We start from the raw sequence: 11,899 nt of genomic DNA on the forward strand, positions 1-11,899 counted from the left end.
CCGGCCGATGTAGTAGCCCAGCATGGCCGAGCACCACGGCTCGTTGAGCGTCGTCCAGGTGGACACCCGGTCGCCGAGGGCGTCGAACACCAGCCCGGCGTAGTCGGCCAGCCGGTAGGCGGTGTCCCGGGCCGGCCACCCGCCGGCGTCCTCCAGCTCCTGCGGCAGGTCCCAGTGGTAGAGCGTGACCCACGGATCGATGCCGGCGCCGAGCAGCTCGTCGACCAGCCGGTCGTAGAACGCCATCCCGGCGGCGTTCACCGGGCCCTTGCCGCCGGGCTGGACGCGTGGCCAGGCCACCGAGAACCGGTAGGTGTCGATGTCCAGCTCGCGCATCAGCGCCACGTCCTGGGGCATCCGGTGGTAGTGGTCGCACGCGACGTCGCCGGTGTCGCCACCGTCGATCGCGCCCGGCACCCGGCAGTAGGTGTCCCAGATGGACGGTCCGCGACCGTCCTCGGTCACCGCGCCCTCGATCTGGTAGGCCGACGTGGCCACCCCCCACCGGAACGACGCCGGCAGGCTCGCGATCAGATCGCCTTCGGTCTGGGCCCCCGCCAGTGCAGCTGTCGTGTCCAAGATCCCATCCTCCTCCATGTCGACATTACGACACGCTCATGTGTGCAGCCAGCACGCGACGGTCCGGTCCGCCCCCTCCTGCCGCGCGGGGCTGGTCAGCGCCGGAACCGACGCCGCGCACGGGTCGAACACGCGCGGGCAGCGCGGGTGGAACGCACATCCGGTCGGCATGGCGCGCAGGTCGGGTGGGGAGCCGGGAATCCCGAAGTGCTCCCGGCGGGGTCCGCGCGGCGCCGGGAACGAGCTGAGCAGCCCGGTGCTGTACGGGTGCAGCGACTGCCGGTACAGCTCGGCGGCCGGCGCGACCTCGACGATCCGGCCGCCGTACATGATCGCGATCCGGTCGGCGAACTCCACCAGCAGGGACAGGTCGTGGGTGATGAACAGCACCGAGAACCCGACACGCTCCCGCAGCTCGCGCAGCTGGGCCAGGATCTGCCGCTGCACCACCACGTCCAGCGCGGTGGTCGGCTCGTCCAGCACCACCACGCGCGGCTCCAGCGCCATCGCCATCGCGATCATCACCCGCTGCCGCATGCCGCCGGAGAGCTGGTGCGGGTAGGCGTCCAGCCGGTCGGCGCTGATCCCCACCAGATCCAGCAGTTCGCGGGCGCGCCGGCGGCGGCCGGCCGAGGTGGTGCCCGGCCGGTGCGCGGCCAGCACGTCGCCGAGCTGCGCGGCCACCGTGTGCACCGGGTTGAGCGAGTTCATCGCGCCCTGGAACACGATCGACACCTCGGCCCAGCGCAACCGGCGCAGCGCCTGGGCGGACAGGGTCAGGACGTCGACCGGCGCGCCGTCCTCCGGGTGGTAGGTGACCGTCCCGGCGCGGATCACACCGGGCGGGGGGAGCAGCCGCAGCATGCCGTAGGCCAGCGTGGACTTCCCGCTGCCGCTCTCCCCGGCCAGGCCGAGAACCTCGCCGCGGTGCAGGGTGAGGTCGACCGAGCGCACCGCCCGCACGTTGCTTTCGCCGAGCCCGTAGTCGACGGTCAGGCCGCTGATCTCCAGCACCGGCGCGTTCATGACTTCTCCGGTACGACCGGGGTGAACCCGACCTGGCCCACGGACACGTTGCGCAGCCGGGGGTTGACGAACTCGTCGATGCCGAAGTTGAGCAGCGCCAGGCCGGTGCCGAGCAGGGCGATGGCCAGGCCCGCCGGGACGAACCACCACCAGGCGCCCTGCGCGAGGGCCTGCTGGCTCTGCGCCCAGAACAGGATCGTGCCCCAGTTCCATTCGGACACCCCGGAGATCCCGATGAACGCCAGGGCGATCTCGGCGAGCACCGCGAAGATCACGGTGTCGACGAACCGGGCGGCGATCACCGCGGTCAGGTTCGGCAGCAGCTCGAACCCGATGATCCGCCAGCTCGGCTCGCCGACGGCCCGGGCCGCCTCGGCGAAGTCGCGCCGGCGCAAGGACAGCGTCTGCGCGCGGAGCACGCGGGCACTCCACGGCCAGGTGGTCGCGCCCAGCACCAGGGCGATGGTGAGGTCGTTCGCCTCCTCCATGATCGTGCCGATCATGATCACCAGCAGCAGCACCGGGATCACCAGGATCACGTTGGACAGCACGGAGAGCAGCTCACCCAGCACGCCGGTGAAGTAGCCGGAGGTGACCCCGATGACGACCGCGAGCACGGTGGCGATCACCCCGGCGAGCAGGCCGACGAACAGCACGCTGCGGGCGCCGACCAGCATCTGGCTCAGGATGTCCTGGCCGAGGTGGGTGGTGCCCAGCCAGTGCGCGCCGGACGGCCCGGCCACCAGGTCGTTGCTCCGCGCGGACGGGTCGTAGGGCGCGATCACCGGCCCGATCACCGCGAGCAGCACGAAGAACCCCAGGATCGCCAGGCCGGCGATGACCTTGCCGTTGGCGACGAACCGCAGGCGCCGGCGCCGTGATGGCGGGAGGACGGCGCCGGCGGGCTCTGGTGCGATCGAGGTGATGTCCACCGTGGGCAGTGCCATCGCCTCAACCCTCCCTGCGGGTTCGGGGGTCCAGCAGCATGTAGACCAGGTCGGCGAGCAGGTTGGCGGCCAGCACGGACAGCGTCAGGATCAGGAAGATGCCCTGCAGCAACGGGTAGTCCTTGGCGCCGACCGCCTGGAAGAGTTGGTAGCCGACCCCCGGATAGGAGAACACGATCTCCACCAGCAGCGTGCCGCCGACGATCAGCCCCAACTGCAGGGCGAAGCCGGACACGTTGGGCAGCAGCGCGTTGCGGGCGGCGTAGCTGAGCATCACCCGGCGTTCGGGCAGCCCCTTGGCATGCGCGACGGTGATGTAGTCCTCGGCGGTCACCGTGATCATCATGTTCCGCATGGAGATCACCCAGCCGCTCATCGTGGTGATCAGGATGGTCAGCGCGGGCAGCAGGGTGTGCGACACCGCGCTGCCGATGAACGCCCAGTCCCAGCCCGGAACCACGCCGGGGTCATAGCCGCCGCCTGCCGGGAACGGCCCGCCCTGGCCGGCCAGCAGCGTGATCGCGATCAGCCCGAGCCAGAAGTACGGGATCGAGGCCAGGAACGTGGTGACCGGCAGCAGGGCGTCGGTCCACGATCCGCGCCGCCAGCCGGCCAGCATGCCGAGCCCGGTGCCCAGCAGGAAGGCCACCACCGTGGTGAAACCGACCAGAGCGAGGGTCCAGGGCAGGCTGTCCCCGATCACCTCGGTCACCGGGGTGGGGAAGAACGTGAAGGACAGCCCGAGGTCGCCGTGCAGCAGTTGGCCCCAGTAGGCGAGGTACTGCTCGACCAGACCCTGGCTCTTGTCCAGCCCGAACAGCACGTACAGCGACGCGATGGCGTCGGTGTCCAACTGGCCCTGGGCCCGGCTGATCAGCGACAGCACCGGGTCGCCCGGCATCAGCCGGGGGATCAGGAAGTTCAGCGTGACCGCGGCCCACGCGGTGAACGCGTAGAAGGCGAGCCGGCGCAGCACGTAGGCCATGGCTCACCCGGTCTCGGGCCGGTAGAGCCAGCACGCCGTCCAGTGTCCGGTCTCGGTGAGCTCGAACCGGGGCGGGACCTCGGTTTCGCACACCGCGAGCGCGTGCGGGCAGCGGGGGTGGAACCGGCACCCGGCCGGCGGGTGGATCAGGCTCGGCGGCTCACCGGTGGCCTCCTCGGTGGGCGCAGCGACCCGGTCCGGGTCCGGCGCGGAGTCGATCAGCAGTCGGGTGTAGGGGTGGGCGGCCCGCTGGGTGACGGTCTCGCTGTCCCCGCCCTCGACCACCCGTCCGGCGTACATGACCAGCATCTCGTCGGCGAAGTAGCGGGCCGAGGCGATGTCGTGGGTGATGTAGAGGATCGCCAGGTCGAGCCGGTTTCGCAGGTCGCGCAACAGGTTCAGCACACCGAGCCGGATCGAGACGTCCAGCATGGACACCGGCTCGTCGGCCAGCAGCACCTCCGGCCGGGCGGCCAGGGCGCGGGCGATGGCCACCCGCTGGCGCTGCCCGCCGGACAGCTCGTGCGGGAACTTCTCCAGGTACCGCTCCGGCGGGGTGAGCTGCACCTGGGCCAGCAGGTCGCCGGGTTTCGCGTCGGCCCGGCCGTGGATGTGCAGCGCCCGGGTGAGGTGGTAGCGCACGGTGTGCGCCGGGTTGAGCGAGGAGAACGGGTCCTGGAACACCAGCTGCACCCGCCGGCAGTAGGCCCGGAACCGCCGGCCGCCCTTCACCGAGACCGGCCGGCCGTGCAGCCGGATCACGCCGGAGGTGCGCGGATGCAGCTGGGCGAGCAGCCGGGCCACGGTGGACTTGCCCGAGCCGGACTCGCCCACCATCGCGGTGACCCGCCCGCGGCGCAGTTCGAGGTCCACGTCGTCGACCGCGTGCACCTCGCGCCGGGTCCGGGTGAAGAGCTCACGAACCCCCCGGCGGACCGGGAAGTGCTTGGTCAGTCCCGCCGCGTCCAGCACCACCTCTTCGGTGGCGCCGGACGCGGCGGGCATGGCCGCCTCGATCATCACGCCGGCTTGAGCCGGAGCAGGATGTCCACGGCGTTGATCAGGGTCGGCTGCGCCGGGGCGTAGGGGTTCGCCTCGTCCGGCCACCCGACCCAGTTCTTCGTGCTGTACACGCCGCCGCCGTTGGCCGCGGAGGTCGGGATCATCGGCATCTGCTCGGTCATGATCTTCTGCAACCGGTTCATCGCGGTGGTGCGAGCCGCGTCGTCGGTGGCGTTGGCGTACTGGTCGAGCGCCGCGGTCGCCTCGGCGTTGCGGTAGCGGCCCCAGTTCCCGTTGACCCCGGCGGTGCCGACCGGCTTGTAGAGGTTGCCGTCCATCACGGACTGGTAGATGTCGTAGGGCGTGGCCCCGTTGTTGGTCCAGTGCATGGCGCCCTCGAACTGGCCGGTGTCGATGTTCTCGGTCCACACGTCCTGGTTGGCCTTGTCCACCTTGGCCTCGATGCCGATGGTGGCCAGGTTCTCCTTGATGATCTCGAGGTCGGTGATGTAGTCCGACCAGCCGGCCGGGTTGGACAGCGTGATGGTGACCGGCTTTCCGGACGGGTCGGAGAGCTTGCCGCCGTCGAGCTTGAACCCGGCCCCGGTCAGTTCCCGTTTGGCGCCCTCGACGTCGACGGTGACCTTCTTGCCCTGGAACTCGGGCGCGATGAACTTGTCGCCGGCCGGGGTGGGGATGCCGGTGACGCTGTCCACCTTGGGGTAGAAGTAGCCGGCCTCGCCCTGCATGAAGATGTCGTCACGGTTGATCACCATGGCCATCGCCCGGCGCAGCGCCGGGTTGTCGAACGGCGCGCGCTCGGTGTTGAGGAACAGGCCGTGGATGCCGAGGATCGCGGGGAACCAGATCTTGTGGTTGGCCGGGTCCTTGTCGACGTAGACGGCCTTGTAGTTCGGGATGAACACGAAGCTCCACTCGGCCGTTCCGTTGGCCAGGGCGGTGGTCTGCGCGTTGTTGTCGGTGTAGGAGGTGTACCGCAGTTCCTTGATCTTGGGCAGGTCCTGCCAGTACTCGTCACGCCGCAGGAGCGTCGTGGTCTGCGGGGTGAAGGTCTTCAACGTGTACGGCCCGGTGCCGACCGGTTGCTTGACCGGGTCCTTGGCCGGGTCGGCGATCTGCGACCACAGGTGCTCGGGCACGACGAACGTGGACAGGATCTTGACCTGGTTGACGAACTGGGGCTTGGTGAAGGTGACCGTGACCTGGTTGCCGCTGTCGGCGACGGTGTCGTACGGGATCGCGTCGATGTTGAGCGCCGGGGTCTTCTTCAGCAGTTCGAAGGTGTAGGCCACGTCGGCGGCGGTCATCGGCTTGCCGTCGGAGAACTTCACGTTGTCCCGGATGGTCAGCGTGAGCTTCTTGAAGTCGGGGGACCACTCCCACTTGGTCGCCAGCCAGGGTTTGCCGGGCTGGTCGGGCTGGACCGCGTTGGTCATCACCAGCGGCTCGTAGATCACCCGGCGGTAGCCGAGCGAGGCGCCGGCCGAGGTGCCCAGGAACGGGTTGTGGTTCTCGGTCTGTGGGCCGTTCGGCATGCCGATGTTGAGCACGTCGGTCGCGGCGTTCTGCGGGTTTTCACCCCCGCCGCCGCAGGCGGTGAGCAGCGAGATACCCAGAGTGGCCGCGGTCGCGATCGCGGCAAGACGGCGAATCTGCATCGATTCCTCCTCCGGGAACAGGGGTGAGGAGAGAAAGGTCTGGACCGCAGCCGAGTCAACCGGTGTGAACCGGGTCACGTCAAGTCTTAGTTTAAGAAGAAAACTAAGTTCCGATGAAACTGGCAGCGACGCCAGCTCCGACCTGGTTGAATCTGCGCATGCAGCCGAAGCGCGCCACCGTCAAGGACCTGCGCCGTCGCAACCGGTCGACGTTGCTGTCCACCCTGTTCTTCGACGGTCCGCTGAGCCGGTTCGAGCTGGGCGAGCGCACCGGCCTGTCCGCCGCGACGGTCAGCAACGTCACCGCCGAGTTGGTGGACGAGCGGCTGATCGTCGAGGCCGGGTTCGTCGAGTCGGACGGCGGGCGGCCGCGGGTGCTGCTCCGGGTCGATCCCGGCTACCGCCGGGTGATCGGCATCGACATGGGGGAGACCGGCCTGACCATCGAGTTGTTCGACCTGGCCATGGACCGGCTGGCCACGGTCGACCGGCCGCTGGCCACCACCCATCCGGACCCGGTCGTGGTCGCGGCCGAGATCGCCGCCGGAGTGAGCGAGATCCTGCGCACCGCGGCGGTCGCGGACACCGACGTGCTCGGCGTCGGCCTCGCCGTGCCCGGCACCGTCGAGCAGGGCGGCACGGTGCGGGTGCACGCCCAGACCATCGGCTGGGACGGCGTGCCGCTGGCCGACCTGCTCGGCTCGGCGGGCCTGGACCTGCCGCTGTTCGTGGAGAACGGGGCCAAAACCCTCGGCCAGGCGGAAATGTGGTTCGGCGCCGGCCGGGGCGCGCGCCACGCGGTCATCGCGCTGATCGGATCCGGGGTGGGCGCCACCGTGGTCACCGACGGCAGCACCTACCGCGGGGTCACCAGCAGCGCCGGGGAGTGGGGGCACACGACGCTGGTCTACGGCGACCGCCCGTGCCGGTGCGGCTCCCGGGGCTGCCTGGAGGCCTACGTCGGCGCCGAGGGAATCCTGGACCGGTACCGCCGGGCCCGGGGCGGCCGGGCCATCCCGCGGCCGGACGAGCAGTCCCAGCTGGACTTCCTGCTGGCCGCCGCCGACCGGTCCCGCACCGCGGCCCGGATCCTGGAGGAGACCGTCGGCTACCTCGGCGCCGGGATCGCCAACCTGGTCAACCTGTTCAACCCGGAGCGGATCGTGCTCGGCGGCTGGGCCGGCCTGGCGCTGGGCACCCGGCTGCTGCCCGACATCCGGTCCGCCACCGCCGCCCACGCCCTGCATCACGCCTACGACAAGACCTCCATCGAGCTCGGCGTGCTCGGCCCGGACGCGGTCGCCGTCGGCGCCGCCACCCTCCCGGTCGCCGCGCTGCTCGAGGCCGGCGGCGACCTCCGCCCGGCCGGTGTCGCGCGACTATCCTGATCGGCAGTCAGCACACATGAGGCGGGATCTATGCGAGTCACCATCGCCGAGGTGGCCCGGCGGGCGCGGGTCAGTAAGGCGACGGTGTCGCGGGTGCTGAACAACAAGGGCGACGTGGATGCCAGCACAGCGATCCGGGTGCGCGAGGTGATCGCCGCGACCGGGTACACGCCGAGCGCCCGCGCGGTGGGCCTGGCCAAGGGCCGGGCGCAGACGGTGGGGATGCTGGTGCCGAGCCTGACCTGGCCGTGGATGGGCGACGTGCTGCAGGGGGTCGCCGACGTGCTCGAGGCCCGGGGCTACGGCCTGCTGCTCAACACGATGAACCGGGGCGGCGACTCGCTGACCCAGTTCGCCCGGCACGTGTCGGCCAACGCGTTCGACGGCCTGCTGCTGATCGAGCCGCCGGACACGCTGAGCTACATCACCCGGTTGCACGAGAACGGCCTGCCGGTGGTCATGATCGACGACCGCGGCCACCATCCGGGCTTTCCGTCGGTGGCCACCAGCAACCGCGAGGGCGCCTCGGACGCGGCCGCGCACCTGCTGGGCACCGGCCGGCGGCGGCTCGCGATGATCACCGGGCCGGCCGAGTTCGGCTGCACCCGGGACCGGGTCGACGGGTTCCGCACCATCCTCGACGACGCCGGGGTGGAGTTCGACCGGCGGCTGCAGGTGGAGGGGGACTTCACCCGGACGGGCGGGGACGCGGCGCTGCGCCGGATGCTCGCGGCCGGGGCGGAGTTCGACGCGGTGTTCGCGCACAACGACCTGACCGCGGTCGGGGTCCTCGACGCGCTGCGCGCAGCCGGCCGCACGGTGCCGGACGACGTCGCGGTGGTCGGGTTCGACGACATCCCGGTGGCCGCGCACACCCGGCCGGCGCTGACCACGGTGCGCCAGCCGTCCCGGGAGATGGGGGAGAAGGCGGCCTCGCTGCTGCTGTCCCGGCTGGCCGGGGAGACCCTGCCGGAGGATCCCTTGATCGTTCCCACCTCGCTGGTGATCCGCGAGAGCACCGCGTAACCGGATCGGCGCCGGTCAGCAGGCCACGCGGTTTTGGTCTCCCGGGTCGCCCACCGGGACCCGCCTAGCTGGGCTTCTTGACGGTCCGAATTCGGGTCGGTTAAATGCCTGACACGAGCTCCGGAACCGGTTCCGGAACCGGTTCCGGCCCTCGCTCCCCTGCACCCTCTCCGATGGGCCTCAACGATGAGATTCCATTCCCGTTCCACCGCGCTCGCGGCAGCGGCTGTGACGCTGCTGGGTCTGATCACCACGAGCACCACCGCACACTCCGCACCGCTCGCGTGCGGAACCGTCAACGTCGCGCTGAACCGGCCGGCCACCGCGTCCTCTGTGGAGAACGCCGGATTCCCGGCCGGCAACGCGGTCGACGGCAACGCCGGCACCCGCTGGTCGAGCCAGTTCAGTGACCCGCAGTGGATTCAGGTCGACCTCGGCAGTTCGCGGCCGGTCTGCCGGGTCGGGCTGGTCTGGGAGGCCGCCTACGGGCGGGCCTACCAGCTCCAGGTCTCCGACAACGCCAGCACCTGGACCACGATCTTCTCCACCACCACCAGCACCGGCGGCACGCAGAGCCTGGACGTGGTCGGCACCGGCCGCTACGTGCGGATGCTCGGCTCCGCCCGGGCCACCCAGTGGGGTTACTCCTTGTTCGAGCTCACCGTCAACGTCGACGACGGCGGCACCGGACCAGGCCCGGTGCGACCGACCGACCCGCTGAACCCGGACCTCGGCCCGAACACGTTCGTGTTCAGCCCGAGCACGCCGGCCGGCGAGATCCAGAACCGCGCCAACACCATCGCCAGCCAGATGCGCACCAACCAGTTCGGCACCCAGCGCTACGCGATGCTGTTCAAGCCGGGCACCTACACCGCCAACATCGACCTGCGGTTCTACACCCACGTCGCGGGCCTCGGCCTGTCCCCGGACGACACCAACCTCAACGGGCACGTGCGGGTCGAAGCGGACTGGTTGCAGCAGGGCGACAACCCGAACAACCTGGGCAACGCGACGCAGAACTTCTGGCGCATGGCCGAGAACATGTTCGTGCACCTGCCCGGCGGCCAGATCGAGCGGTGGGCGGTGTCGCAGGCCGCGCCGTACCGCCGGATGCACCTGTCCGGCCAGGTGCAGTTGTGGAACGGCGGCGACGGCTGGTCCAGCGGCGGTCTGATCGCCGACTCCCGAATGGACGGTGTGGTCGTCTCCGGTTCGCAGCAACAGTTCCTGACCCGCAACAGCGCGCTGAACGGTGGCTGGAACGGGTCGGTGTGGAACATGGTGTTCGTCGGCTCGACCGGCACCCCCGCCCAGAACTTCCCGAACCCCTCGCACACCGTGGTGGACAACACGCCCAAGATCCGCGAGAAGCCGTTCCTGTACGTCGACGGCTCGGGCAGCTACAACGTGTTCGTGCCGGCCATCCGGCAGAACGCCCGGGGCACCTCGTGGGGCGCCGGAACCCCGGCCGGCACGTCGATCTCGCTGTCGCAGTTCTTCATCGTGCGGCCGTCGGACAGCGCGGCGACGATCAACGCGGCGCTGGCCGCCGGGCGGCATCTGCTGTTCCAGCCCGGGATCTACCACCTCAACGACACGATCCGGGTGACCCGCGCGGACACCGTCGTGCTCGGCCTCGGGTTGGCCACGCTGATCCCGGACACCGGGCTGCCGGCCATCACGGTGTCCGATGTGGACGGTGTGAAGCTGGCCGGCCTGCTGGTCGACGCCGGTCCGGTCAACTCGCCGGTGCTGGTCGAGATGGGTCCGGCCGGCTCGACGGCCAGCCACAGTGCGAACCCGTCGTCCCTGCACGACGTGTTCTTCCGGGTCGGCGGCGCCGGTGCCGGCCGGGCCACGGTCAGCCTGCGGATCAACAGCAACGACGTGATCGGCGACCACATGTGGCTGTGGCGCGGCGACCACGGTGCCGGCGTCGGCTGGACGGTGAACACCGCGGCCAACGGCCTGGTGGTCAACGGCAACAACGTGCTGATGTACGGCCTGTTCGTCGAGCACTACCAGCAGTTCAACGTGGTCTGGAACGGCAACGGCGGGCGGACCTACTTCTTCCAGAACGAGATGCCCTACGACCCGCCCAACCAGGCGGCCTGGGGCAGCAGCGGCGGCGGCGCGCTGGGCTGGGCCTCCTACAAGGTGGCCAACTCAGTGACCAGCCACGAGGCCTGGGGCGTCGGAAGCTACTGCTTCTTCAACGTCAACCCGGCCGTGGTGGCCAGTCGCGCGTTCGAGGTGCCCAACACGCCGAACGTGCGGTTCCACGACCTGGTGTCGGTCTCGCTCGGCGGCGTCGGCACGATCAACCGGGTCATCAACGACACCGGCGGCACCGCGAACACCGCGACGCAGGTGGTCTATCTGGTGAACTATCCGTAGCCATAGCCCCCTGCTGATCCGACGCCTGGCGCCCCGGTCCGGTTCGACCGGGGCGTCGGGCAGTGCGGACCGGGCGAGCCGGCGGGTTGCCTCGACTCCGGTGGATGGAATGAGCATGACCCCTCGATTCGGTGCTGTGTGGACGTTTCCGTGCCGGCACCATCGACGTTAGGTCGGCGAAGTTCATACGTCCAATGCAACTATGTACCGGATTTCATGCACTGTGGGCATGATGGACGAATGGAGCTACGACACCTGCGGTCGTTCGCGGTGACGGCAGAGGAACTGCACGTGGGGCGGGCGGCGGCGCGGCTGCACCTGACCCAGCCGTCGCTGAGCCGGCAGATCGCCGCCCTGGAGCACGACGTCGGGGTCGCGCTGTTCACCCGGGTGCGCAGGCGGTTCGGGCTCACGCCGGCGGGGGAGGTGTTTCTCGGCGCGGCCCGGGACATCATGCGGCGGGCGGACCGGGCGGTGGCCGACGCGCGCACCGCGGACCGGGGTGAGCTGGGCACGCTGCGGCTGGGTTTCGTGCAGTCCGCGACGTTCGAGGCGCTGCCGCGGTTGCTCGACGCGTTCCGCCGCGCCCACCCCCGGGTGACGCTGCGCCTGGAGACCATGACCACGCTCCGGCAGGCCGCCGCGCTGCGCGACGGCGACCTCGATGTCGGCCTGCTTCGGCTGCCGGTCGGCGAGCCCGGACTGGCCACCCGGGTGATCTCGCACGACCCGCTGGTCGTGGCGCTGCCCGCCGGCCATCCGCTGGCCAGGCGGGTGCGGGTGCCACTGCGGGCGCTGGCCGGCGAGCCGTTCGTGCTCTACACCCGCGCCTCCGGCCCGTCCGTGCAGGACGCGATCGTCGGCCACTGC

The 11,899-nt window shown here is 70.4% G+C and carries 10 protein-coding genes; 4 read left to right on the top strand and 6 right to left on the bottom strand.

All coding sequences use genetic code 11. The annotated features are described in order from the left end of the window. The 6 genes from VFO68_RS02345 to VFO68_RS02370 all read right to left on the bottom strand — a co-directional run. A partial coding sequence (locus VFO68_RS02345; RefSeq protein WP_325156456.1) for a family 1 glycosylhydrolase occupies positions 1 to 582 on the bottom strand: 582 nt, incomplete at its 3' end. A 33-nt stretch (positions 583 to 615) separates the two neighbouring features. Further along, positions 616 to 1,605: an ABC transporter ATP-binding protein gene (locus VFO68_RS02350; RefSeq protein WP_325156447.1), complete on the bottom strand. Its 990-nt coding sequence runs from the start codon at positions 1,603 to 1,605 to the stop codon at positions 616 to 618. Beyond that, the gene (locus VFO68_RS02355; protein WP_325156448.1) at positions 1,602 to 2,552 is read right to left on the bottom strand and encodes an ABC transporter permease; all 951 of its coding nucleotides are present in this window, start codon (positions 2,550 to 2,552) and stop codon (positions 1,602 to 1,604) included. Before VFO68_RS02355 ends, VFO68_RS02350 begins: the two co-directional genes overlap by 4 nt. Positions 2,553 to 2,556: 4 nt before the next feature. Then, a complete protein-coding gene (locus tag VFO68_RS02360) occupies positions 2,557 to 3,537 on the bottom strand; it encodes an ABC transporter permease (RefSeq protein WP_325156449.1) in 981 nt (326 codons plus the stop codon). Between the two features lie 3 nt (positions 3,538 to 3,540). Next, complete coding sequence (locus VFO68_RS02365) at positions 3,541 to 4,557, bottom strand: ABC transporter ATP-binding protein (protein WP_325156450.1); 1,017 nt, start codon at positions 4,555 to 4,557, stop codon at positions 3,541 to 3,543. Further along, entirely contained in the window at positions 4,557 to 6,218 is a 1,662-nt protein-coding gene (locus VFO68_RS02370) for an ABC transporter substrate-binding protein (protein WP_325156451.1), read from the bottom strand. Before VFO68_RS02370 ends, VFO68_RS02365 begins: the two co-directional genes overlap by 1 nt. 158 nt (positions 6,219 to 6,376) lie before the next feature. Between VFO68_RS02370 and VFO68_RS02375 the strand changes: the two genes are divergently transcribed. The 4 genes from VFO68_RS02375 to VFO68_RS02390 all read left to right on the top strand — a co-directional run. Next, entirely contained in the window at positions 6,377 to 7,606 is a 1,230-nt protein-coding gene (locus VFO68_RS02375; protein WP_325156452.1) for an ROK family transcriptional regulator, read from the top strand. A 30-nt stretch (positions 7,607 to 7,636) separates the two neighbouring features. Then, positions 7,637 to 8,632, top strand: coding sequence for a LacI family DNA-binding transcriptional regulator (locus VFO68_RS02380; protein ID WP_325156453.1), 996 nt, complete (start codon positions 7,637 to 7,639; stop codon positions 8,630 to 8,632). Positions 8,633 to 8,818: 186 nt separating this feature from the next. Continuing rightward, a complete protein-coding gene (locus VFO68_RS02385) occupies positions 8,819 to 11,029 on the top strand; it encodes a discoidin domain-containing protein (RefSeq protein WP_325156454.1) in 2,211 nt (736 codons plus the stop codon). A gap of 240 nt (positions 11,030 to 11,269) precedes the next feature. Further along, a partial coding sequence (locus VFO68_RS02390) for a LysR substrate-binding domain-containing protein (protein ID WP_325156455.1) occupies positions 11,270 to 11,899 on the top strand: 630 nt, incomplete at its 3' end.

Origin of the sequence: Actinophytocola sp. (assembly GCF_035712165.1) — a bacterium.
Taxonomy (GTDB): Bacteria; Actinomycetota; Actinomycetes; order Mycobacteriales; family Pseudonocardiaceae; genus DASYTH01.

Excerpts from the sequence above, each read along its gene's own strand:
- VFO68_RS02380 (WP_325156453.1), top strand. The coding sequence starts at position 7,637 with ATGCGAGTCACCATCGCCGAGGTGGCCCGGCGGGCGCGGGTCAGTAAG.
- VFO68_RS02365 (WP_325156450.1), bottom strand. The coding sequence starts at position 4,557 with ATGATCGAGGCGGCCATGCCCGCCGCGTCCGGCGCCACCGAAGAGGTG.
- VFO68_RS02360 (WP_325156449.1), bottom strand. The coding sequence starts at position 3,537 with ATGGCCTACGTGCTGCGCCGGCTCGCCTTCTACGCGTTCACCGCGTGG.
- VFO68_RS02370 (WP_325156451.1), bottom strand. The coding sequence starts at position 6,218 with ATGCAGATTCGCCGTCTTGCCGCGATCGCGACCGCGGCCACTCTGGGT.
- VFO68_RS02355 (WP_325156448.1), bottom strand. The coding sequence starts at position 2,552 with ATGGCACTGCCCACGGTGGACATCACCTCGATCGCACCAGAGCCCGCC.
- VFO68_RS02375 (WP_325156452.1), top strand. The coding sequence starts at position 6,377 with ATGCAGCCGAAGCGCGCCACCGTCAAGGACCTGCGCCGTCGCAACCGG.
- VFO68_RS02350 (WP_325156447.1), bottom strand. The coding sequence starts at position 1,605 with ATGAACGCGCCGGTGCTGGAGATCAGCGGCCTGACCGTCGACTACGGG.
- VFO68_RS02385 (WP_325156454.1), top strand. The coding sequence starts at position 8,819 with ATGAGATTCCATTCCCGTTCCACCGCGCTCGCGGCAGCGGCTGTGACG.